Source organism: Exiguobacterium alkaliphilum 12/1 (genome assembly GCF_000714435.1).
In the GTDB taxonomy this organism is placed as follows: Bacteria; Bacillota; Bacilli; order Exiguobacteriales; family Exiguobacteriaceae; genus Exiguobacterium; species Exiguobacterium alkaliphilum.
In genome coordinates this window covers 115,119-136,876 of sequence record NZ_JJMW01000069.1, presented here as the reverse complement: position 1 = coordinate 136,876, position 21,758 = coordinate 115,119, and the positions used below count along the sequence as shown (strand labels likewise).

At 54.1% G+C, this 21,758-nt stretch carries 22 protein-coding genes; all 22 read right to left on the bottom strand.

What is annotated here, in order from left to right:
• Positions 1 to 16: 16 nt before the first annotated feature.
• The gene (locus RT52_RS15205) at positions 17 to 499 is read right to left on the bottom strand and encodes a hypothetical protein (protein ID WP_034818225.1); all 483 of its coding nucleotides are present in this window, start codon (positions 497 to 499) and stop codon (positions 17 to 19) included.
• Positions 499 to 705: a hypothetical protein gene (locus RT52_RS15200; RefSeq protein WP_156028833.1), complete on the bottom strand. Its 207-nt coding sequence runs from the start codon at positions 703 to 705 to the stop codon at positions 499 to 501. The genes RT52_RS15205 and RT52_RS15200 overlap by 1 nt, the downstream gene beginning before the upstream one ends.
• Before the next feature lie 325 nt (positions 706 to 1,030).
• Positions 1,031 to 2,212 carry a glycine C-acetyltransferase gene (locus tag RT52_RS15195; protein WP_034818223.1) on the bottom strand — a complete coding sequence of 394 codons (1,182 nt, stop codon included), beginning with the start codon at positions 2,210 to 2,212 and terminating at the stop codon, positions 1,031 to 1,033.
• 15 nt (positions 2,213 to 2,227) lie between these two features.
• The gene (tdh, locus tag RT52_RS15190) at positions 2,228 to 3,304 is read right to left on the bottom strand and encodes an L-threonine 3-dehydrogenase (RefSeq protein WP_051690386.1); all 1,077 of its coding nucleotides are present in this window, start codon (positions 3,302 to 3,304) and stop codon (positions 2,228 to 2,230) included.
• A 169-nt stretch (positions 3,305 to 3,473) separates the two neighbouring features.
• On the bottom strand, positions 3,474 to 3,734 hold the full coding sequence (locus RT52_RS15185) for a stage V sporulation protein S (protein ID WP_024371608.1): 261 nt from the start codon (positions 3,732 to 3,734) through the stop codon (positions 3,474 to 3,476).
• 26 nt (positions 3,735 to 3,760) lie between these two features.
• A complete protein-coding gene (locus RT52_RS15180; RefSeq protein ID WP_034805045.1) occupies positions 3,761 to 4,555 on the bottom strand; it encodes a TIGR00282 family metallophosphoesterase in 795 nt (264 codons plus the stop codon).
• A 48-nt stretch (positions 4,556 to 4,603) separates the two neighbouring features.
• Positions 4,604 to 6,166 (bottom strand): ribonuclease Y, encoded by a 1,563-nt coding sequence (gene rny / locus RT52_RS15175; RefSeq protein WP_034818221.1) that lies wholly within the window; start codon positions 6,164 to 6,166, stop codon positions 4,604 to 4,606.
• Between the two features lie 187 nt (positions 6,167 to 6,353).
• The gene (recA, locus tag RT52_RS15170) at positions 6,354 to 7,403 is read right to left on the bottom strand and encodes a recombinase RecA (RefSeq protein WP_034805051.1); all 1,050 of its coding nucleotides are present in this window, start codon (positions 7,401 to 7,403) and stop codon (positions 6,354 to 6,356) included.
• A 76-nt stretch (positions 7,404 to 7,479) separates the two neighbouring features.
• Positions 7,480 to 8,709 (bottom strand): competence/damage-inducible protein A, encoded by a 1,230-nt coding sequence (locus tag RT52_RS15165; RefSeq protein WP_034818220.1) that lies wholly within the window; start codon positions 8,707 to 8,709, stop codon positions 7,480 to 7,482.
• Between the two features lie 59 nt (positions 8,710 to 8,768).
• A complete protein-coding gene (gene pgsA, locus RT52_RS15160; RefSeq protein ID WP_034818218.1) occupies positions 8,769 to 9,347 on the bottom strand; it encodes a CDP-diacylglycerol--glycerol-3-phosphate 3-phosphatidyltransferase in 579 nt (192 codons plus the stop codon).
• A 30-nt stretch (positions 9,348 to 9,377) separates the two neighbouring features.
• Positions 9,378 to 10,229, bottom strand: coding sequence for a helix-turn-helix domain-containing protein (locus tag RT52_RS15155; protein ID WP_245175569.1), 852 nt, complete (start codon positions 10,227 to 10,229; stop codon positions 9,378 to 9,380).
• Between the two features lie 48 nt (positions 10,230 to 10,277).
• A complete protein-coding gene (locus RT52_RS15150; RefSeq protein ID WP_024371601.1) occupies positions 10,278 to 11,054 on the bottom strand; it encodes a YmfK family protein in 777 nt (258 codons plus the stop codon).
• Between the two features lie 96 nt (positions 11,055 to 11,150).
• On the bottom strand, positions 11,151 to 11,846 hold the full coding sequence (locus RT52_RS15145) for an SDR family NAD(P)-dependent oxidoreductase (RefSeq protein ID WP_034818215.1): 696 nt from the start codon (positions 11,844 to 11,846) through the stop codon (positions 11,151 to 11,153).
• Positions 11,843 to 13,102: an EF-P 5-aminopentanol modification-associated protein YfmH gene (yfmH, locus tag RT52_RS15140; protein WP_034818213.1), complete on the bottom strand. Its 1,260-nt coding sequence runs from the start codon at positions 13,100 to 13,102 to the stop codon at positions 11,843 to 11,845. Before yfmH ends, RT52_RS15145 begins: the two co-directional genes overlap by 4 nt.
• Positions 13,099 to 14,337, bottom strand: coding sequence for an EF-P 5-aminopentanol modification-associated protein YfmF (yfmF, locus tag RT52_RS15135; RefSeq protein WP_034818211.1), 1,239 nt, complete (start codon positions 14,335 to 14,337; stop codon positions 13,099 to 13,101). Before yfmF ends, yfmH begins: the two co-directional genes overlap by 4 nt.
• An 8-nt stretch (positions 14,338 to 14,345) precedes the next feature.
• Positions 14,346 to 14,897: a cob(I)yrinic acid a,c-diamide adenosyltransferase gene (locus tag RT52_RS15130; RefSeq protein ID WP_034818209.1), complete on the bottom strand. Its 552-nt coding sequence runs from the start codon at positions 14,895 to 14,897 to the stop codon at positions 14,346 to 14,348.
• A gap of 53 nt (positions 14,898 to 14,950) precedes the next feature.
• Complete coding sequence (locus RT52_RS15125; RefSeq protein WP_034818207.1) at positions 14,951 to 16,654, bottom strand: sensor histidine kinase; 1,704 nt, start codon at positions 16,652 to 16,654, stop codon at positions 14,951 to 14,953.
• The gene (locus tag RT52_RS15120; protein WP_034818204.1) at positions 16,654 to 17,370 is read right to left on the bottom strand and encodes a response regulator transcription factor; all 717 of its coding nucleotides are present in this window, start codon (positions 17,368 to 17,370) and stop codon (positions 16,654 to 16,656) included. The genes RT52_RS15125 and RT52_RS15120 overlap by 1 nt, the downstream gene beginning before the upstream one ends.
• A 160-nt stretch (positions 17,371 to 17,530) precedes the next feature.
• Complete coding sequence (gene ccsB / locus RT52_RS15115) at positions 17,531 to 18,715, bottom strand: c-type cytochrome biogenesis protein CcsB (RefSeq protein ID WP_034818203.1); 1,185 nt, start codon at positions 18,713 to 18,715, stop codon at positions 17,531 to 17,533.
• Positions 18,715 to 20,262: a cytochrome c biogenesis protein ResB gene (gene resB / locus RT52_RS15110; RefSeq protein WP_034805081.1), complete on the bottom strand. Its 1,548-nt coding sequence runs from the start codon at positions 20,260 to 20,262 to the stop codon at positions 18,715 to 18,717. The genes ccsB and resB overlap by 1 nt, the downstream gene beginning before the upstream one ends.
• Before the next feature lie 19 nt (positions 20,263 to 20,281).
• Complete coding sequence (locus RT52_RS15105; RefSeq protein WP_051690385.1) at positions 20,282 to 20,860, bottom strand: redoxin domain-containing protein; 579 nt, start codon at positions 20,858 to 20,860, stop codon at positions 20,282 to 20,284.
• 138 nt (positions 20,861 to 20,998) lie between these two features.
• Positions 20,999 to 21,757 carry a pseudouridine synthase gene (locus RT52_RS15100; protein WP_034805086.1) on the bottom strand — a complete coding sequence of 253 codons (759 nt, stop codon included), beginning with the start codon at positions 21,755 to 21,757 and terminating at the stop codon, positions 20,999 to 21,001.
• Position 21,758 lies beyond the last annotated feature (1 nt).

Genomic DNA, 21,758 nt, shown 5'->3' with positions numbered 1-21,758 from the left:
AAGTGCCTTGCTCTTTTTACCTGAATAGCCACTGAAAGACGATCGGGATGTATTTGATAAAGAAGAGGCTTACGAAAAAGAGCGAGGGTACTTTCAGCACCCACACATACCAGGCGTTGTTTTTACGCATCCAGAACAAAAAGAGGGCGTGAAGCAGTGCATTCTGTGTGACGTTTGAACCATGCAGCATTTGACTAAAGTAAGCTCCCCATCCAGGGAATGAATCGATCCCAAACGATTCCGTGAAATCCGGCGACGTATCATATTTAATGCGTACGTACCACGCCATCGCATAAACTGATACGAACAGCGATGCCCAAATCGTCATCCATAAAAATATGAAAAATTCTTTCCACGACTCCACGTCGATGATACAAATGGCGATTAAAATTCCAATCCCAATCACAACGTTAATAATAAACAGCGGAGAAATCGTCAGAATCGAAAATTCTTCCGCTGTCATGAATGATCCGGCTACTACATTTGAAAGTTGACCCATCATCGGATCCTCATCGCTTTTACGGGTGGGAGCAATGTGTCATATAATTCGACGTACAACATAATGCCTAGCCCGATGCCGACAAGTAACAAGATTGCACCGAGATGTTTCGTCGTCATGAAGAGAAGCAGTACATGAATCACAATCGTTGCGATGATGCTGTCTACCGTACCAGAGCCATCCGTGATTGCTTGTTTAGGTTTCACTAATAAATAAATGCCTACTGTCGAAACAAGCATACTTAGGCTCGCGATTAAAATAAAATCAATCATCCCTATATTTCTCCAAACTTTTAATTTCAATTCGGTATTTGAAATAAAAATACTTTTTAAAATATTTCTCTTCAAATTTTATAGTCTCCCCTTTGAAATGTCTACCAAAATTTTCAAGATGAAACGCACTACCTTGTTTAAAACACTAATCGCCCACTCCTCGATTGGTCGGGCTGCACGATTGATTGAAAAATCGAGAACAATCCTGCACTTACTAAGACACAAAAAAACTGCAGACAGTTCGTCTGCAGTCTCAAGTTTACGCGTGGAGCGTCACGTTCAATTCTTCGGCGACCGCCTTGAAGGCAGCGAGCGCGCGTTCGAGGTCGTCACGTGTATGTTCCGCCGTCACGATCGTCCGGATCCGCGCCTTGCCTTTCTCGACCGTCGGGAAGGCGATGCTCTGTGCGAACACGCCATGGTCTTTCAGCTTGTCCGAGAACGTGTGCGCGAGCGTCTCTTCGCCGAGCATGACCGGTGTGATCGGCGTCGTCGCGTGACCGATGTCGAAGCCGAGGTCACGAAGACCCGTCTTGAAGAACTCCGTGTTCGCCCAAAGCTTATCGAACAGCTCTTCTTCCTCTTTCATAACACGAATCGCCTCGCGGTTCGCCGCGACGACCGCTGGCGGGTGTGACGTCGAGAACAAAAATGGACGTCCTTTTTGAATCAAGAAGTCACGGACGTCGTTCGAACAGGCGACGTAACCGCCGAGGACACCGATTGCTTTTGAGAGCGTCCCGACTTGGAGCGCGACCCGTCCATCGAGTCCGAAGTGATTGACCGTCCCGCGCCCGTTCTGACCGAGGACGCCCGAGGCGTGCGCATCGTCGACCATGACCGCCGCGTCATACTTCTCGGCGAGCTCGACGATCTCTGGGAGCGGGGCGATGTTTCCGTCCATCGAGAAGACGCCGTCCGTGACGATGAGGCGCGTCCGATAGTCTTGCGTCTCTTTCAACGCCACCTCTAAATCGGCGAGGTCGACGTGTTTATAGATGCGACGGGCCGCCTTCGTCAAGCGGATGCCGTCGATAATCGAGGCGTGGTTGAGCGCGTCACTGATGACGACGTCTTCCGGACCGAGGAGCGCCGACAAGACGCCGAGGTTCGTTGCGAAGCCCGACTGGAACACGAGTGCCGCTTCCGTATGTTTGAACTCGGCGAGCTCACGTTCGAACGCCTCATGCATCTTGAACGTCCCGGCAATCGTCCGGACCGAGCCCGTACCGGCGCCGAACTGTTCGACCGCTTCAATCGCCGCTTGCTTCAGACGTGGATGGTTGGCGAGGCCGAGATAGTTGTTCGATGACAATTGCACGAGCGACTTCCCATTGATCGTGACCTCGTTCCCTTGCGCCGACTCGAGCGGCACGAGCGAGCGGAACGTGCCCGCTTGCTTCATCTCATTGACTGCTTCTGTAATATGTTCAAATGCCATATCGATTCCCCCTGTTTATGGTAATAAGACGACCTTTCCACATTTCCCGGCCCGCATGAGCTCGAAACCTTGCTCGAACTCCTCGAGCTTGAACACGTGGGTGATAATCGGTTCGACGTTCAATTGCCCGGTCGCAAGCATCGTCGACACTTGGCCCCACGTCTCATACATCTTGCGCCCGGTGATTCCTTGAACTCGGACCCCTTTAAAGACGACGTCGCGCGTCAAGTCGATGGCGACCGGTTTCGCCGGAAGGGACAACACGTTGACGTCGCCCCCTGCCGTGACCATCTTGAACGCTTGATCAATCGCGACGGGATGCCCGCTCATCTCACAGACGACATCGATGCCGTCTCCGTCCGTCTCGTTCATAATCAACTCGAGCGGATTCTCTTCTAAGCTATTGATGACGACCTCCGCCCCCATCTCTTCGGCGAGCTTCAACCGATACGGGTTGACGTCAATCGCATACACACGGCTCGCCCCGGCCGCCTTGGCGACCCCGACGGCCATGAGCCCGATCGGTCCGCAGCCGACGATGGCGACCGATTTGGCCGACACGTCGCTCGCGAGCACCGTATGGACGGCATTGCCGAGCGGCTCCTGAATCGAGGCGAGCTTCGCCGGCATCGAGTCTGGGTTGACCCATAGATTTTCTTCCGGCATGACGACGTACTCGGCGAAGCACCCTTGCGTGTCGACGCCGATGATCTTCGTGTTCTTACAGATGTGATATTGTCCGCGCAGACACTGTTTACACTGGTGACAGACGATGTGCGTCTCGGCCGAAACGGCTTGACCGATTTTGATGCGCTTCGCCCCTTCCCCGAGCGCCACGACTTCCCCCGAGAACTCGTGACCGAACACGTACGGCGGCTTGACGCGGCTCTTCGCCCAATCGTCCCACTCATAAATGTGGACATCGGTCCCACAAATCGATGTCGCCGTCACTTTGATTAATACTTCACCCGGACCTGGCGTCGGAATCGGTACTTCGACCAATTTTGCCCCGAACCCGGCCGCATGTTTTTGAATCGCTTTCATAACAGGTGTCGTTGCTTCCTTCTCTGTCGTTGACACGAGCTGTTCCATCGAAAACGTCCCCCTCTTATCTCTTAATCGAACTTCACGTTCCCTTTCATCTTGTCATAAAATGACGAAACTGAGAAGACAGAACGTCGGATTTCAATCAAAAAAAGAGGAGCCATCCGCGCCGATGGCTCCTCTTTACAAGAATAGGACCTATGTCCCGACCGCAAGCTCATCTCGGTTCGATGATGAGCTTAATCGCAGTTCGTTCTTCCCCGTCAATCAAAATATCCGTGAACGCCGGAATACAAATCAAGTCGAGACCGCTCGGCGCGACAAAACCGCGCGCGATGGCGACCGCCTTAATCGATTGATTGAGCGCTCCGGCGCCGATTGCTTGAATTTCACACGTTCCCTTTTCACGAAGTACGCCAGCGAGTGCACCCGCAACGGAGTTGGGATTCGATTTTGCCGAAACTTTGAGTACGTCCATTCTTGTTTCCCCCTCGGGTAGGTTGTTCAGTCAAACCAAACGGTCTGATCGTCTAGGTGTATGCGTTCGATTTTTGTGGCTCGCTTCGATTGGTCATCGATTGTGATTAAAACTCCATTTAGTTGTTCCCGTCCCTCGGCAACTTCAAACCGGACCGGCAGTTGTGTCAGGAATTTTTTCAACACGACGTCCGCGTCCATACCGAGCACACCGTCGAGCGGTCCCGTCATGCCGACGTCTGTGATATAGGCCGTCCCACCCGCGAGCACGCGCTCATCGGCCGTCTGAACGTGCGTGTGTGTGCCGACGACCGCTTGGACACGACCGTCTAAGTGGTAGCCCATCGCAATCTTCTCGCTCGTCGCCTCAGCGTGCATATCGACGAAGATGGCGTCGACGTCATCTTTCACCTCTTCAATCAATGCATCGACCGTTCGAAACGGACAGTTGAGCGACGGGAGGAAGACCGTCCCCATCGCATTGATGACGGCGAGCTTCTTCCCGCGCTGCTTCAACACCATCACCCCGACGCCTGGTGTCCCGTCCGGATAGTTGGCCGGGCGGACAATGCGGTCGGCATCATCAATCCAATCGAAGATGTCGCGGTTGTCCCACGTATGGTTCCCCATCGTCACACCATGGAAACCGAGCTCTAAAAACTGTTGGTAAATCTTCTTCGTGATGCCGCGCCCGTTCGCCGCGTTCTCGCCGTTGACGAGCATGAACGTCGGGTTGTATTTGTCTTTCAAACGACCGATTTGCGCGGCCAAAATGTCCCGTCCCGGTTTCCCGACGACGTCACCGATAAATAAAATTTTCATGCTGTTCCTCCTCCATCAATAGAAAAAGCGGAGAAGGTCTCCGCTTTTTTACTTCGCATAATCGACGGACCGCGTTTCGCGGATGACCGTCACTTTAATTTGTCCTGGATAATCGAGTTCATCTTCAATCCGCTTACAGATATCGCGTGCCATCTTGCTTGCCACGACGTCGTCGACGACGTCCGGACGTACGATGATGCGCACTTCTCGACCTGCTTGAATCGCGTATGATTTCTCGACGCCATCGAACGATTCACAAATCGATTCGAGGCGCTCTAAGCGACGAATGTAGCTTTCGAGCGTCTCTTGGCGGGCACCAGGCCGTGCCGCTGACAACGCGTCGGCCGCAGCGACGAGCACTGCAATCGTCGATGTCGCTTCGACGTCTCCGTGGTGCGAGGCGATCGAATTGATGACGACCGGATGCTCTTTGTACTTCGTGGCCAGCTCGACGCCAATCTCGACGTGGCTGCCTTCGACCTCATGGTCAATCGCTTTCCCGATGTCGTGGAGGAGACCCGCTCGTTTCGCGAGCGTCACGTCTTCTCCGAGCTCGGCGGCCATCATGCCGGCGAGATGTGCCACTTCGACCGAGTGGGCGAGTACGTTTTGACCGTAGCTCGTCCGGTAGCGCATGCGACCGAGCGTCTTGACGAGGTCTGGATGGACACCGTGGATGCCGGCCTCAAACGTCGCTTCTTCCCCGTATTCACGGATGCGCTCATCGACTTCACGGCGTGACTTCTCGACCATCTCTTCGATTCGGGCCGGGTGAATCCGACCGTCTTGGACGAGTTTCTCGAGCGTCATCTTGGCAATTTCACGACGGACCGGGTCGAATCCGGATAGGATGACCGCTTCCGGTGTGTCATCGATGATGAGGTCAATACCTGTGAGCGTCTCGAGCGTCCGGATGTTACGTCCTTCGCGCCCGATGATGCGGCCTTTCATCTCATCGCTCGGCAAGTTGACGACCGATACCGTCGTCTCGGCCACATGCTCGGCGGCGTAACGTTGCATCGTGAGCGACAAGAGGTGCTTCGCTTTTTTATCAGCTTCAAATTTTGCTTTTTGCTCGATTTCTTTTTGAAGGAGAGCAGCATCGTGAAGCGCTTCCTGCTTCGCTTCGTCCATGATGATGGTCCGTGCTTCTTCTTTCGACAAGGCTGCGACGCGAACGAGTTCTTGGCGCGCTTCCTCGTACAGTTCCTCCACTTTGCTCTCAAGCGTCTCGGCTTCGCGTTTGCGTTTCGCGAGTGTCGCTTCCCGTTCGTCGAGTGAGTCTTCTTTCCGTTCGAGCATGTCTGCTTTCCGGTCGAGGACCTCTTCTTTTTGAACGAGGCGGTTCTCTTTCACCTTTTGCTCTTCGCGACGTTCGCGCAGTTCTTGCTCCGTCTCGTTGCGAAGTTGAATCATCTCTTCTTTTACTTCAAGCCGTGCTTCTTTTTGCATCGCTTCCGATTGTTGTCGCGCTTGCTCTACAATCTTGGTCGCTTCCGTCTCAGCACCTTGAATCTTCGCTTCGGCGATCGATTTACGCACAAAAAAACCTGCAACAAAAGCTATCGGCAAAAGGAGGATCAGAATAAGCTCTAATAGCCATTCCATCATGTTCACCTCCCTTTCGCAAGGTTATTTTATTTTTTCATGAATGAATACGCGAGCGAGCCCGCGTATAGCTTTATTGTACTTATTTACATAGGAGAATGCAATGCGCGGACAGGATAGAACTACCAATTCATAAAAAAATTAATACTAAAAAAATCTCACTCAGAATCCTCTGAGTGAGACGTGTCACTTATTCCTCATCTAAAAGCGAGAGCACTTCATCGTCTTCCGCAGCGACGGTGACCGTTTTTTCGCCGTTCAACCCGTAATGATCGCGAATCTGTTCTTCGACAGCTGCCGCGACGTGCGGATTCTCTTTCATGAACTGTTTGGCATTCTCACGGCCTTGACCGAGACGTTCTTCATTGTATGAGTACCACGCACCGCTCTTTTGAACGATATCGAGGTCGGCCCCGATGTCGATGAGCTCCCCTTCACGTGAGATTCCTTCTCCGTACATGATGTCAACTTCCGCCGTTTTGAACGGTGGTGCGATCTTGTTTTTGACGACTTTAATCTTCGTCCGGTTCCCGACCATGTCTTGTCCTTGCTTGAGCGTCTCAGCACGACGCACTTCAAGACGGACAGACGAGTAGAACTTGAGGGCACGTCCACCTGGAGTCGTTTCCGGGTTCCCGAACATGATCCCAATCTTCTCACGGATTTGGTTGATGAAGATGACGATCGTCTTCGACTTGTTCGTCGCCCCAGACAACTTACGGAGCGCTTGGCTCATGAGACGGGCTTGGAGACCGACGTGCGAGTCCCCCATTTCCCCTTCAATCTCGGCTTTCGGGACGAGTGCCGCAACCGAGTCGACGACGAGGATGTCGACCGCACCTGAACGGACGAGCGCCTCAGCGATTTCAAGCGCTTGCTCCCCTGTATCAGGCTGTGACAAGAGAAGCTCGTCGATGTTGACACCGAGGTTCTTCGCGTATTTCGGGTCGAGGGCGTGCTCGGCATCGACGAACGCTGCCTGACCTCCGCGTTTTTGTACTTCGGCGATCGCGTGGAGGGCTACTGTCGTCTTACCTGAAGATTCTGGTCCGTACACTTCGATGACGCGTCCCCGCGGATAGCCGCCGGCGCCGAGGGCGATGTCGAGGGCGATCGACCCTGACGGTGTGACCGATACTTGTTGATCTGTATTTTCACCAAGGCGCATGATTGAGCCTTTACCGAACTGTTTCTCGATTTGGCGTAACGCCATGTCTAACGCTTGTTTACGATCACTCATAGATAAATGAGCCTCCTTTGATTGATACTCCTATTATAAGCTAACGACATCACATACACAAGTTTTTTGCGAACGTTTATTCGCCTTTTTTTACTCGTTTCAATAATGCCCATAATCCATCTTTTGCGGCCCGTTCTTGAATCACGTGTCGTTCTTGATGCGGATAGTGGCGTTCAATCACATCAATGCCACGTCTCGTCTTCACGCCGATATATACCGTCCCGACAGGCCGTCCGGAACTTGAGACGGGACCGGCCTCTCCTGTATAAGCCAACCCATAATCGGTCGACGTCAGTTGAATCAAGCCGTGGATCATCTCAAAAGCCACTTCTTTTGAGACGACCGAGTGAGACTTTATTGTAGCAAGAGACACCCCTAAACACCTATTTTTTAGCTCGTCGGAGTACGTGACGACGCCACCTCGAAACACGTTCGACGCACCCGGGACGGCGGTGAGCATCGCTTGGACGCGTCCGCCCGTCAACGACTCGGCGACGGACAACGTGGACTGTCGACGTTCGAGTTCGCGAAGCAACGCGGTCGCCAACGTATCCTCATCCGACCCAAAATAATAGGCGCCGACACGGTTCAAAATATCTTGCTTCACGGCGGCAATCATCTCGTTTGCCTCGCTTTCCGTTGTCGCCTTCGCACTGATCCGTAGCCGCGCCTCCCCGGACTCCGCATACGGGGCGACGGTCGGATTCGATCCGGTCATCAAGTGCGACACGGCGTCATCGAGTGCCGATTCGCCTATCTCATAGAAACGGAGCGACTCGGATACGAGTGTCGCCCCCGAAAACTTTTGCGGAAACGTCGCTTCGACGAGCGCCTTCATCTCCCGAGGGACGCCCGGCAAGAGGAGCCACGTCGTCCCCCCATCGTCTAGCCACATCCCGGGAGCGAGACCGACCGGGTTGGCGAGCACCTCACAACCTTCTAACACGTCGGCTTGCCGACGGTCCCCTTCGTTCAATTCACGTCCTCGCGAGCGGACGAATCGCGCAATCGTGTCGAGCGAGGCTTCGTCCCGGGTGATTCGACGGCCGAGTAAGTCGGCGAGAACCGTCTTCGTGATGTCGTCATTCGTCGGGCCGAGCCCGCCGGTGACGATGACGAAGTCGCTGCGCTCCCGCGCCTTGGCGAACGTCTCTTTAAGGCGCGCGGCGTTATCCCCGACGACTACATGATACAGGACGGGGATGCCATGCTTCGACAATTGAAGTGAGATGTAACGCGCGTTCGTGTTTGTGATTTCGCCTAGCAGTAGTTCAGAACCTACCGCAATGATTTCGGTCCGTTGCATGGATTCTCCTCCTCACGATTCAAAAAAGACGAGTTGCAACCACAACTCGTCTCCTCGATTCACATCGACTTTACAATGATTTTATAGTTTTGGGCGAAATATTCGGCTCCCGAATAAATCGTCAAGGCGAGAGCGAGCCACATCGCCCACTCTCCGAACGGGATGCCGACGTAACTAAAAATCGGGTTCCCGAACAATAAGAAGATGATGGCAAACAGCTGGACCCACGTCTTCGCCTTGCCTGACTTACCGGCCGCGACGACGATGCCTTCATCGGCTGCGACGAGTCGCAGCCCGGTCACGGCAAACTCACGCGACAAGATGACGACGACGACCCACGCCGCGACGAGATTCATCTCGACGAGCAAGACGAGCGCCGCGGTGACGAGCAATTTGTCTGCGAGCGGATCCATGAACTTCCCAAAGTTCGTCACCAAGTTGTGCTTTCTCGCCAAATGGCCATCCAGCCAATCGGTGATGGCCGCGACCGTGAAGACGACGGCGGCTAAAAATTGATGGAGCGGGACTTCCGCTCCGAGGAAAGCGATGTCTCCCCACTCAAAGTCTACTGCGAGCAAGACGACGAAGACGGGAATCAATACGACCCGTAACATCGTCAAGCGGTTAGGTAGGTTCATCGAGAACTCCTCCTCTAGAAGAGCGTCGGCTTATTCAGCATCGACTCTCTTCACAAAAATATTTTGTGTGACCGGTGAATCGGCTAGTTCGAGCTCTCGACCGTTGACGACGATTTTCTCGACGCCACCGATCAAACCGATTCGGATGCGTAGCGTGTCCGTCTCGGCGTCTTCGATGACGATTGGATTTTGTTTCGATTGGTTCGGATACTCAGGTGCGAGGAACGGTCCTTCAAGCGACGTATCGCGGACCCCGACATACGTCGCCGGTGACTCCTTCACATGAATCTCGGTCGTCAATCGCTCATCGGTCGCAATCTCATACGTCAAGTCGGCTCCGTTCGTCTCGGTGACGGCGATTGGGCCTGTCTCTTCGACTGGCTCTTCCTCGACTGGCTCTTCCTCGACCGGCGCTTCTTCAGCCGGCTCTTCTTCTGGCACTTCTTCATTTTGGTTGATCGACACGCCAGAGCTCGGCGCCTCGTTCGGTGAAGCGTCTTGCCCGCCGAAATCAAGGCTTCGGACCACGTACCACACGGCCGTCATGAGCAAGAAGGCGACGAGAACGAGCATCACTTTCGGCACCCAACGTGAGATGCGGCTCGACGTCTCCGATGCTTTCGAGTACGTCTGTTTGCGAGACAACTGCGCCGTCGGTTGTGGTTCGATTTTCGGCAAGTCTTTCGCATACGTTTCGTACAACTCGTCGACGTCTAGACCGAGCGACTCGGCATACGTCTTGATGAACGCCCGTGCATAGAACGAACCAGGGAGATTTTTATAATCACCTTCCTCGATCGCGATGATATAGCGCTTTTGAATCTTCGTCGTCTGCTGGATTTGGTCGAGCGTCAAGCCGCTCGCCTCACGCCTTTGTTTCAAAAAAGTCCCTAGTTCTGTCACAGGGGTCCACACCTTCCATTCAAATAATTATTCAAACCATTCTGCTTCACGATGCGTTTCTTGCGGGATGATGATGACTTCATCTTGATTGTTGCGCAACTCGATAATATAGTCAAAGTCCTCGAACACGCAGTCCGTGTTCCGGACGTATAGGTCAGGATGTTCAATCACTTTGACGGCCGGGAGCCGCATGACTTCTCGAATCAGTTGACGGTGCCGCTCGTCCATCGTCCTTGTCGAGACGGCGCCGTCGATTATGTAGACGTGATCGCCTTCCCGTTCTTCTTCAAACAGCGATGTCCGAACCGTCTGCTTCATGAGCGTCGACGAGAGGAAGAGCCAGCGCTTGTTGGCACATACGCTGGCCGCAACAATCGACTCGGTCTTCCCGACACGCGGATTGCCGCGGACACCAATCAACAGGTGACGCTCTTCTTTCATCAGTTCGGCGACAAAGTCGACGAGGACACCTAAGTCCTCGCGGACGAACCGGAACGTCTTTTTGTCATCGTTATCATGTTCGATATAGCGCCCGTGCCGAATCGCGATACGGTCGCGAAGTTTCGGCCGACGCAGCTTGATGACGGCGATCGCTTCCATCTTGCGGAGGATATGTTCGAGTCGGTGGACGTGATCGGCTGCCGGCGCTTTTAACAGCATCCCACGGCGTTGCAGGTCGACCCCGTTAATCGTCACGATTGAGATTTGGAGCATTCCCATGAGTGATGCGATGTCACCGAGAATACCAGGTCGATTTTGGCAAAGTTCATACTCGAGATACCATTCTTCGAACTTATGATCCATCCGGTCCACCCTTTCCGCTACACGTTCACTACCTTGTTCATTCTAAATTATTTTAGAAGAATTGAAAAGAACTCGTTTTTCCATTTCACGAAGTCGTCACTGCCAACCTCCATCGATTCGCAGGATGGCGCCGGTCATATATCCTGCCTCCTCAGAACAGAGGAAGCGAATCGTCCGGGCCACGTCGTCGACATGGCCGAGACGCCCGAGCGGAATCGCCTGAATCGCCTCGTCTTTCGTCTCTTCTACCGTATCATTCATCGGCGTATCTATCCAGCCCGGCGTGACGGCGTTGATGCGTACATGGAACGGTCCGGCCTCGCGGGCGAACGCTTTGACGAAACCGAGCTGCGCCGCTTTCACGGTCGAGTAAAACACTTCACCGGCTGCCCCGACCTCGCCCCAGACGCTCGAGACGACGACGATGTCGAGCGGGGCGTCATACGGTTTCGCTGCGACGGCCCGTTGAACGAGACGTGTGAGCGCACGGACGTGGACACGGTATAAACGATCGAGGTCGTGAATCGGTTGGTCGACGACGAGGCCGTGGACGTGGTTCCCTGCGACGTAGACGAGACGGTCGATTTGCTCGATTGACGTCATCCACGCTTCGAGCGCGTCTTCGTCTTCGAGGTCGCACGTGTCGACTCGGGCATCGAGTCGTTCCGCTTTCACGAACGCCTCGAGCGTGGCGCCGTTTCGATTCGCCTGCAAGATGAGTGCGTCACCGCGAAACGCTCTCGCGACCGCTTGGCCGATCGCCCCGCTCGCACCGGTAATGAGCGTTCTCACGGCTTTTTGACGATCGAGACGGCTCGTTTGTCAGACTGGAACAGTCGGCCGTACGCCTCGTATAGGTCATCGAGCGTGATTTCATCGATCACGTCCGGCATCTCGAACATGTTGCCACCGCTAAGGGCGTACCGTGAAAACTGGTTGGCGATAAACTCCGGTGAGTTGAGCGCTTTTAAAAATTGCCCTTTCATCATCCGTTTCTTGCGGTCGAGCGTCGCCTCGTCTAAGTTGAGCGGACGTTCAAGCGCGGCCGTGATGCGCGAGACGAACGTGTCGACGTGAGGCGTCTCCATCGATAGCGCGGCGAACGCGAACGTGTCTTCCGACGTATAATCGAACGAGAACGCATCGTCAATCAATCCTTCCGCATAAAGTTCCGCGTAAAGGGGCGCCGTCGTGTCGAACAGGCTGTGGAGGAGCAACTCGACGATGAGCTCCTGCTTCATGCCCGCCGCACCGGCACGTGGCGTGTCTTTATAACCAATCATCACTTTCGGCACCGAGACGTCCATCTCGATGATTCGTTCGGACTGATGGACTGCTTCTGGTTCCTCGATTTGTTCCCGTGCCGTCAAGACGGGTGCTTCGAACGTCTTCGCGGCTTGATTTGCTTTAATCTGCTCGAGCACGCCTTCAGGATCGATGTTCCCGACGACGAACAACACCATGTTGCTCGGGTGGTAGAAGGCGCGGTGGCAGGTGTACAAGTCGTCCGCCGTGATTTTGCCAATCGATTCGATCGTTCCGGCGATATCGATGTTCACTGGATGCTCGGCGTACATCGCCCCAATCAATCCAAAGTATAGACGCCACCCGGGATTGTCTTGATACATTTGAATCTCTTGACCGATAATCCCTTTCTCTTTCTCGACCGACGCCTCGGTGAAATAAGGTGCTTGGACAAAGTCGATCAACGTCGTCAAGTTCGCTTCGACGTTCGAGGTCGCTCCGAACAAATACGCCGTCCGGGTGAACGAGGTGAATGCGTTCGCCGACGCCCCGAATCGCCCGAACTTCTGGAAGACGTCCCCGTCTTCTTTTTCAAACATCTTATGCTCGAGGAAATGGGCAATCCCGTCCGGCACGTCCACCCATTCTTCCGTCTTAAAGCGGCGGTCAATCGACCCGTATTTCGTCGTGAACGTGGCGTACGTCTTCTCATAGCCGACTTTTTTCAATAAATAGACGGTCAATCCGTTGTCGAGCACGGTATGATGCAGCGTCTCACCGACGTGCGGAAACTCTACTCTCATGTCGTCTCCCCCTTTAAACAATACACTGCCTTCAAATCGATTCGTTGTGCAAGCTTCGCGACATCGTCTCGCGATGTCCGTCCGATAATCGCCATCTCTTCCTCGAGTGTGAACGGGCGGATATCCGACCCGCTCATCCAGGCGATCAATTGACGCGGGTTGTCTCCGAGCTGACGGCGCTGGTGGTAGAGCATCTCTTTCGTCTGCTCGAGCGTCTCCTCTTCGAACGTACCCGCCTGCAAGTCAACGAGCTGGTCGGTGATAATCTGTTCGGTCTTTGCTTGATTCGTCATGTCGATGCCGGCGTAGACGAACAACATGCGGCTAAGCGAGCTATATTGCGAGGCCGCGTAGTACGCCAAGCTCTCCTTCTCGCGCACGTTCATGAACAGCTTCGAATGTGGGAACCCACCGAACAACCCGTTGACGACTTGCATCCGGACCGCATCCTCGCTCGTCGGGTCGACATCGACGGCATAGGCGAGGTGAAGTTTGCTCTGGTTGATGGACTGGGCTTCCTCGAGACGTTGGAACTCGCGCACGACGGATTCTGGGTAGCGGCGCGGTAGCGCGGCGCCGAGCGTTTCAATCGGCGCGAACGCTTCCGTCACTTGAGCCCGGTCGACATCGCCGACGACGTAGACGTCGATTCGGTCGTGTTGAATCATCGCCTCGTACGCCTCGAATAACGAGCGCGGCGTCACTTCCGCCAATTGCTCGAGCGTACCGAGCGACGGGATGGCGAGCTCGCCGCCGAGCATCTCCTGCAGGCGTTGTTGGGCGAAACGCATCTTGTCATCGTAGACGGATTCGATGCGCTGTCGTTGAAGACGCAGTTCCTGTTCCACAATCAACGGTTGGAATGCGCCATCGAACGCGTTCGGGCGAAGCAGCACTTCTTCTAGTAGTTTGATCGCCTTCGCGAGTACGGCTTCCCCGACGAGACTGTCGTTCACGACCTCGAGTTGGAACTGGATGACATGTTCGGCCCCGACTTTCGAGGCGCCGGCGTAGAGCGCGGCGTCGTACAGTTCTTCTAACGGCGTATGGAACGCTTCAATCGATGGATAGTTCGCTGTCGACTTCTCCATGATATACGGCAACAACGCACGGTCGGCAATCGTCTCTTTCGAAAGCGGTGCCGAGAACGAGACGAGGCACGTCGTCGTCTTAAACTTATCGGTCGGATAGACCGAATAGTGCAAACGCTGTTGGAATTGTTCGATTCCTTTCATAAGTAGACCTACTCCTTTTTCTTTTTCGTTTTGAACACATCGGCGCCACGGGCATATTCTTGGTCGGGCACACCGGCCACGACGTTCGCGTAACGGGCCGCAGTGAACAAGTAATCGCTCAGCCGGTTATAAAATGGGAGTTGGCGTGAGGCCGCATCGACATTGACGAGCTCTCGCTCGACACGTCGACAGACGGTGCGCGCCACGTGCAGGCTCGCCGCAGCGACGCTCCCACCCGGTAAGATGAACCGTTTCAGTTCCGGGCATTTCGGTTCGAGCTCGTCAATCCATGTCTCGAGCTCGGTGACGATGACCAGATCGACGAGTTTCGGTGGGGTCTCAGTGTACATGAGCTCTGAACCGAGGTCGAACAAGTCGTGTTGAATCTTCGTCAGCTGGGCACGAAGCACATCATCGGTTTGATGGGCGAGCGCGAGGCCGATATGACTGTTCAGTTCATCTAACAACCCCATCGCCTGAATGTGCGGATGAACTTTTAAGACGCGTCCCCCGATAAGAGACGTCTCGCCTTTGTCACCGCCTCGAGTGTACAGTTTCATGTCATTTCCTCCTTTATGCCACAAATGGTGACCCATAGGAGTCACCATTGTCATTATGCATCGGGCTGGGTGTACGGGAGACGAATCGTGAACGTCGTCCCCTCACCGAGCACACTTGAGACGTCGACCGATCCGTGATGGGCATCGATGACGTTTTTGACGATGGCGAGGCCGATTCCGGTGCCGGTCTTGCCACCGCTCGTCCGCGCCTTGTCGGCTTTATAGAACCGTTCGAACACGAACGGCAAGTCTTCTTTCGGGATGCCCGTTCCGGTGTCGATGAGGCGAATCACTACCCCGTCTTCCTCCTCGACCGCGTCAAGGCGAATCGATCCGCTGTCCGTATGGGCGATGGCGTTGCCGATCAAGTTCGTGAACACTTGCTCGAGACGGTCGCCGTCTGCTTCAAGCATCCGGCTCGGTGCGCTCGCATCGAGTTCAATCCCTTTCTCTTTCGCCATCTGCTTAAACTTGCGCATGACGCGCGGCAAGAACTCACCGAGGTCGAGCGGCATGAACTGCATCGTCTCTTTGCCCGACTCGATTCTCGCGAGGTCGAGCAAATCGTTGACAAGCCTCGCGAGACGGAGCGACTCATCGTAGATGATGGAGGCGAATTCTTTCGTCGCGTCATCGCTTTCCGTCATCCCGTCGATAATCGCTTCCGAATAGCCTTGTAGCGTGACGAGCGGGGTCCTGAGCTCATGGCTGACGTTCGCCACGAAATCGGTCCGCATCTTGTCGAGGCGATGGCTCTCGGTCGTGTCGCGGATGACGACGACGGCGCCTTCGAAATCCTCTTCCCCGATGAGCGGCGTGACCGTGAGCGTATAATAATGCTCGTTCTGTTTCACTTCAATCGTCTTCTCCGGGGCGCCGTCGACGACTTCCTCATAGAGTGACAAAACGACGTCATGCGGCTGCCCGTCGATGAACAACGGGTCGGCTTGCGGGTTCGTCACGATGACGTTCGCGTGGCGGTCGAGCGTGATGACACCGTCGGCCATCGAGCGTAAAATCGAGGCGAGTTGTAGCCGCTCCCGGTCGAGCGCGTTGACGTACGTCGCGAGCTGGCTGCTCATCGCGTTGAACGATCCGGCGAGCTGTCCGATTTCATCATGTGTCCGTTGTTCGAGACGTAAATCGAATTGACCTTCGGCCGTCTTGTTGACGGCGTCACGCATCTCCCGAAGCGGCGCCGTGATTCGCGTCGACAGGAAGAACGCGAACACGGTCGTCGCGATAATCGCGGAGGCGACGGTCCAAAAGATGATCGTGCGCGCCCCTTCATTGGCGCTTGAAATCGCATCGAGCGGCTCGAGCAAGTAGAGCGTGTAGTCACCCGTCTCGAGCGGGAACGTCGTCCGGTACGCCAAGGCGGCTTGATCGTCGAAGGAAGAAAAATTACCAATCGCCGTCTCGCCGACTTGTTGATACGGCTCCCACGCCTGACGTCCGAGCTCGGTCATGAGTCCGTCCACTTCCGTCCCGAAGTTCGAACGGACAGAACCATTCTCTAGAATATAGTTGGCCCCGTACACCTCGATGATTTGGTCGACGGTGCGCGACGTGTCGCCTTCTTGAAGCAACACCGACTGGACTTGTCCACCGAGCTTGGCCAAGTGTCCTCGCTCCTGGTCAATATGAAACGAGTTGAAGAACTCGAGCATGAGGACCGAGACGATGAACAAGACGAGGCTGACGAGGACGAGAATCGTCAGCCAGAGCTTCGTGACGATACTGTTACGGCGAACCATCACTCACTGACGGCTTCGAACTTGTAGCCGACACCCCATACCGTCGTAATCATTTGGGCGGCGTCAGGGGAGACCCGGTTCAGCTTCTCACGAAGCCGTTTGACGTGCGTGTCGACCGTTCGAAGGTCTCCAAAGAATTCATAGTTCCATACCTCTTTTAACAACTGTTCGCGCGAGAACACCTTATCGACTTGTTTCGCCAAGAAGAATAAGAGCTCGTACTCTTTCGGCGTGAGGGCGATCTCTTCGCCATCGACGGTGACGCGGTGGGCGTCATTGTCAATCGTCAGATGCGGATAAACGATCAAGTCTTTCGACTTCTCTGACGTCCGGAGGAACTTCGTCGCTCCCGAGCGGCGAAGAAGCGCCTTGACGCGCAGGACGACTTCACGTGGGCTGAACGGTTTGACGATATAATCGTCCGCCCCGACCTCGAACCCTTGGACCCGGTCAATCTCTTCGCCTTTCGCCGTCAACATGATGACCGGCGTCGCTTTCGACTTACGGAGTTCCGTACACACCTCGACCCCGTCCATCTTCGGCATCATCAAATCGAGCAAGATGACGTCATAATCACGCTCAAGTGCGAGCTGCAGCGCCTCTTCCCCGTTCGTCGCTTCTTCGATGACGTACTGTTCGCGTTCGAGATACATTTTCAACAGTCGACGAATTCTTTCCTCATCGTCGACCACTAGAATTTTCGTTTTATCAGCCATCCACTAAAACCTCCTAGAGATCCATTGCAAGATGTAGCGATTGTTGCACAATTGTGAACATTCCGCTCTCTTTCATAACTATACCACTCTATTATTTGGCTTCACAACGGTGAGTTGTATGCCCTTACGAAAAAAGAAGCCACCGAAGTGACTTCTTTCATTACGCGTACGAATGCAACCCGGCGATGACGAGGTTGACGAAGACGAGGTTGAACATGATGACAGCGAAACCGCCGACACATAACCAGGCCGCTTTCGTTCCCGTCCACCCGCGCTGAATTCGCATGTGGAGATAATAGATATAGATGAGCATCGTGATGAGCGCCCACACTTCTTTCGGATCCCAGCCCCAGAATCGGTTCCAGGCGATTTGTGCCCAAATCATGGCGAAGATGAGGCCGCCGAGGATGAAGACCGGTAGCCCGATGGCGACCGAGCGATAACTGATCTCATCGGCGAGGTCGAGGCTGACTTTCTTCGCGAGCGGCTGCAACGACTCGGCGATCCGCTTACGGAGAATGACGAAGCGGAGCAAGACGTAGAGCACGAGTCCCGCGATGACCGACCAGACGAGCGTATTCAACTTCAACGTGTTGATGAAGTTCGGAAGCTCAAGTGACAAGCCGCTCGACCCAGATAGGAGTTGTGCGCCTTCTGGTGCGAACAAGATCGGCATGAAGTACTCGTACGTCTCTTGGCCGCCTCGGTCGTTCGTGAACTCGACGACACCACCGGCACCAATTCCTTTGAAGAGCATCGAGATGAGGATGAAGCCGAGCGTACAGACGAGGACGAACATCGTCACTTCGAGCCACGTGCGCGACTTCGATTGTTCGCGCATCGATGTCTCATTTAACAAGAAGATGAGTCCTGACGCGAAACTGATTGCGAGAATGCCTTGCCCGAGGGCGGCCGTCGTGACGTGAATCTTCAACCAGACACTGTTGAGTGCCGGGATAAGTGGTGCCACGTCGCTTGAGAACATCGAAGCGAAGGCGATGACGAGCAGCGCCACCGGCATCGCGAACAAGCCGAGCACATCATTTTTATAAATCCCATAGACGACGAGGAAACCGAGCACCATCATCATTCCAAAGAACGTCGTATATTCGTACAAGTTCGACACAGGTGCATAACCGACACCGGCCCAGCGTAAAATAAAGTAGCCGGTCTGGGCGATAAACCCGATCACAGCCAAGATGAACGCGATTTTGCCGTATGGGACACGGTTGACGTTTCGGTCTTTACGCATCCCGCTGACCGCGATCGTGAACAACACGGTCGCGACGGCGTATAAAATGAACGCGATGAGGAGCAGACGACTGCTCCATTGAATCCATTCCATTAAGATTCCCCTCTTTCAGTTGTTGAGTTGGCGTTTGTCTCTTTTTCGAACATCGCCTGATCTTCCCAAATCGGCAGCCCTGCCTTCTCGAGAAGCGGCGACACTTCACGACGAAGCGACGACGGGTTTTTATTCGTGAAGCCCGCGACGAGAACGTCCGTCTCACCGTGACGACGTATCCAGACGCGACGGTGTGGCCAATACATCCCCATCACGATCCCAATCATAAAGATCGTCCCACCGACGATTAAAATCGGGTACGTCGAGTCGCTCTTCACCCGGAGACCACTCGTACTCGCCATCTCGGTCCCTGCGAATTGAACGGCATACCGATTTTCTTCGTCGGCCACGTTCATCCGGATTCCAATCAAGTTCGTCTCGCTCGTCCCTTCCGGCGTATCGATTGTGAAGAAGAACGCCGGGTTCAATGCGCGCGGCGATTTCGTATCCGGCACCCCGTTTCGCACTTCAAAGTCAGGATATAAGTCTTTCAACGAGACCGTCACGTCCCCGAGCGCATACGTCGTCTCCGGGTTGTCCAAGTCGACCGTGAACGGGCCGTACAGTTCGCCCGTCTCTTTATCACCGACGCTAAACGACATCGATAAGAACTCGGGACGGCTCGAGTACTGCTCTTGATAGACTTCATACTTATCAAACTTGAACGGATGGTTCACTTTCGTCGAACCGACCTCGACTTCTTCGAGAACAGGCGATCCGTCATCGTTCGTCCCGGTCTTCTTGAAGAGCGTCAATTCCGTCTCATAGTTTTTCGGGACGGCACCCGCCTTCTCGATCGCATCGGCGAACTTCGCATCTTCCTCATTGTTCTCTGGGTCGTACATCTCGAGAATGAATTGATCGTTGCGCAAATAATACTCGTCTTCGGTCGCCTCGAGCGCGACCGTGTCCCCTTCCCGCACCCATTCGAGCGTGTCTGTATAGAAGGCAGGGAAGACGCGGAGCATCGCCCCGATGAAGAAGATGACGAGACCGACGTGGTTGACGTATGGGCCCCAGCGCCCGAAGCGATGTTTCTCGGCGAGCAGTGCGTCACCGTCACGCTTCACTTGATAGCGTTTCGCTTTTAAAGCGTCACCGAACGCATCGATTTGTGCGTCCGAGCCTTTTCCTTCTCCAGTTAGACGTTGCCCACGCATGAAACGGTCGGTACGTCGCACCGGCTGGTTTTTCAACGCTTTGTACAACGGGAAGAACCGATCGATTGACACGACGATGAGCGACAGTGTCAACATGACGATGAGCCCGATATACCACCATGACGTATAAAGATTATGGAATCCAAGCGTGTAATAGAGCGTTCCGGCCGAACCGTACTCTTGCGTGTAATACTGGCTCGCCGGCAATTGTTGCGGGATGTACATTTCCTGCGGGAAAATCGTACCGACAGCGGAACCGACGATAATCACAGCAATCAACCAGAGCCCGACCTTTACCGATGCAAAGAAGCTCCAGACGCGATCAATCCATGATCTCGGACGTCGTTTCGACCGCAAATCAGCGCCGTCATATTTCATATCTAGCATGTGTGCGCCCCCCGTTCCCTTACAATGACTTCTCGGCCAACTCCATCAATTTCTCTTTTGTGAGTTCACCTTCATATTTTTCAATCACGTTCCCGTCCTCATCGATGACGAACGTGACCGGCAAGTTATAAATGCCGTATGCCTTCTCGACCTCGCTACGCGTATCCATCAAAATCGGATAGTCGAGCTTGACGCCGAGACCGTTTACAAAATTGTCGACGCGAAGTGGCGTCTCCCCGACGTTGACCGCCCAGAAGTCGACCCCCATGTCTTGTAGCGTCGCATAGTTTTCTTGGACGACCGGCATCTCTTTCTTGCACGGCTCACAGAACGTACCCCAGAAGTTTAAAAGCAGTCCCTTGCCCTCGTAGTTCTCACGTTCGAGCATCGTCGCCCCATCGAGGCTGACAAGCTTGAAATTCGGTGCCGTATCTCCGGCTTCGACCCGGCCGTCGTTTCCTGCTTGTTCAATCAGTTGCATGACGACGACCGCACCTGCGAACAGCACCATCGTCATTACCATGAGCCGCCAAAACGACCGTTTCTTCTTATGGGCCATCGCTTGCTCCATGCGGTCACCCGTCTTCTCTTTCTTCATGATTGATCACACCTTCCTTTCAGTTGCTATTGTACTGAAAAAACAATAAAAACGCACATTAACAGACTTTTTTCATTGTTTTGTCACACAATCTCCACAATCAAAAAAATCATCCTACAAAGGACGATTTTTTTATTGTCATTTCTTCTTTTTCTTGCCTCGTTTTTCGAGCGGGACGGTCGGGTTCGCGAGTTCGCGAAGTTTCGACACTTCTTTGCGTGAAAGTTCACGCCATTCTCCTGTCGTCAACCCGTCAAGCGTCAAGAAACCGAACTGTTCACGTTTCAGTTTAATCACTTCCGAGCCGACCGCTTCGAACATGCGACGGACTTGGCGATTATGACCTTCGGAGATGACGAGCTCGACGATCGCCGTGTTTTTCTTATGGTCGACCGATTTCATCCGGACTTTCGCACCACCCGTCTTGAAGCCGTCGTCAAGCTTGACGCCCGACTCGAGTTCTTTGATGGCGATGTACGACGGGACATTTTTCACTTTCGCGACATAGCGCTTCGGAATCTTGAACTTCGGGTGCGTCATCAAGTTCGAGAACTCGCCGTCGTTCGTGAGTAGAATCAACCCTGTCGTATTGTAGTCGAGACGACCGACCGGGAAAACGCGCGAGCCTGGTGGGACGAGGTCCGTGACGACTTTTCGTCCTTTATCGTCATCGACCGTCGAGACGTAGCCGCTCGGTTTGTAGACGACGTAATAGACGTGCTCTTCTTGTTCGATTTTGACACCATCGACTTCAACTTCTGATTTCGGTCCAACTTTCGTACCGAGTTCACGGACGACTTTCCCGTTGACACGGACGCGGCCGTCTAAAATCATTTCTTCTGCTTTTCGCCGTGAAGCGACACCTGCTTGGGCAATTACTTTTTGTAAACGTTCCATG

Excerpts from the sequence above, each read along its gene's own strand:
- RT52_RS15205 (WP_034818225.1), bottom strand. The coding sequence starts at position 499 with ATGGGTCAACTTTCAAATGTAGTAGCCGGATCATTCATGACAGCGGAA.
- RT52_RS15195 (WP_034818223.1), bottom strand. The coding sequence starts at position 2,212 with ATGGCATTTGAACATATTACAGAAGCAGTCAATGAGATGAAGCAAGCG.
- tdh (WP_051690386.1), bottom strand. The coding sequence starts at position 3,304 with ATGGAACAGCTCGTGTCAACGACAGAGAAGGAAGCAACGACACCTGTT.
- RT52_RS15185 (WP_024371608.1), bottom strand. The coding sequence starts at position 3,734 with ATGGACGTACTCAAAGTTTCGGCAAAATCGAATCCCAACTCCGTTGCG.
- RT52_RS15180 (WP_034805045.1), bottom strand. The coding sequence starts at position 4,555 with ATGAAAATTTTATTTATCGGTGACGTCGTCGGGAAACCGGGACGGGAC.
- rny (WP_034818221.1), bottom strand. The coding sequence starts at position 6,166 with ATGATGGAATGGCTATTAGAGCTTATTCTGATCCTCCTTTTGCCGATA.
- recA (WP_034805051.1), bottom strand. The coding sequence starts at position 7,403 with ATGAGTGATCGTAAACAAGCGTTAGACATGGCGTTACGCCAAATCGAG.
- RT52_RS15165 (WP_034818220.1), bottom strand. The coding sequence starts at position 8,709 with ATGCAACGGACCGAAATCATTGCGGTAGGTTCTGAACTACTGCTAGGC.
- pgsA (WP_034818218.1), bottom strand. The coding sequence starts at position 9,347 with ATGAACCTACCTAACCGCTTGACGATGTTACGGGTCGTATTGATTCCC.
- RT52_RS15150 (WP_024371601.1), bottom strand. The coding sequence starts at position 11,054 with ATGGATCATAAGTTCGAAGAATGGTATCTCGAGTATGAACTTTGCCAA.
- yfmH (WP_034818213.1), bottom strand. The coding sequence starts at position 13,102 with ATGAGAGTAGAGTTTCCGCACGTCGGTGAGACGCTGCATCATACCGTG.
- yfmF (WP_034818211.1), bottom strand. The coding sequence starts at position 14,337 with ATGAAAGGAATCGAACAATTCCAACAGCGTTTGCACTATTCGGTCTAT.
- RT52_RS15130 (WP_034818209.1), bottom strand. The coding sequence starts at position 14,897 with ATGAAACTGTACACTCGAGGCGGTGACAAAGGCGAGACGTCTCTTATC.
- RT52_RS15125 (WP_034818207.1), bottom strand. The coding sequence starts at position 16,654 with ATGGTTCGCCGTAACAGTATCGTCACGAAGCTCTGGCTGACGATTCTC.
- RT52_RS15120 (WP_034818204.1), bottom strand. The coding sequence starts at position 17,370 with ATGGCTGATAAAACGAAAATTCTAGTGGTCGACGATGAGGAAAGAATT.
- ccsB (WP_034818203.1), bottom strand. The coding sequence starts at position 18,715 with ATGGAATGGATTCAATGGAGCAGTCGTCTGCTCCTCATCGCGTTCATT.
- resB (WP_034805081.1), bottom strand. The coding sequence starts at position 20,262 with ATGCTAGATATGAAATATGACGGCGCTGATTTGCGGTCGAAACGACGT.
- RT52_RS15105 (WP_051690385.1), bottom strand. The coding sequence starts at position 20,860 with ATGAAGAAAGAGAAGACGGGTGACCGCATGGAGCAAGCGATGGCCCAT.
- RT52_RS15100 (WP_034805086.1), bottom strand. The coding sequence starts at position 21,757 with ATGGAACGTTTACAAAAAGTAATTGCCCAAGCAGGTGTCGCTTCACGG.